This is a genomic window from Paraburkholderia sp. SIMBA_030 (genome assembly GCF_046535245.1).
Lineage (GTDB): Bacteria > Pseudomonadota > Gammaproteobacteria > Burkholderiales > Burkholderiaceae > Paraburkholderia.
In genome coordinates this window covers 1-355 of sequence record NZ_JAWRXB010000167.1, presented here as the reverse complement: position 1 = coordinate 355, position 355 = coordinate 1, and the positions used below count along the sequence as shown (strand labels likewise).

General features: G+C 37.5%; 1 protein-coding gene. It reads right to left on the bottom strand.

The window, feature by feature from the left end:
* Window positions 1-126: 126 nt before the first annotated feature.
* Window positions 127-355: hypothetical protein (locus SB772_RS39510; RefSeq protein ID WP_410838453.1), on the bottom strand; the 229-nt coding region annotated here is incomplete at its 5' end.

Below are 355 nucleotides of genomic sequence, written 5' to 3'. Positions count from 1 at the left end.
AAGCTCATTGATGACTGCAATACATCTGATCCGTTAAAAGGCATTTTCACACCGGGAAAATCAATGTCCATAATAAAAAACCTCCTGATTTTTTTGTATATGTAACTAACCTTGGGTTAGATTACCTCAATCGTCATAATACCTATATTGCCGATATTCCAAGTCTTCTTCTTGATCGGCACGCTTGTAAAATTTCACTATGGCTTTGACTAATAGATGTACCGTCATAAGAGCAACAACTATCATCGCTAAAGGCGCAGCCACAAAGAGAAAGTATTTCACATAATGCCAAAACTCGCCCAATCTCGCGTCAGTGAAAAACGTTGTAAATTTAATCATCATTCTCACCCTTTTG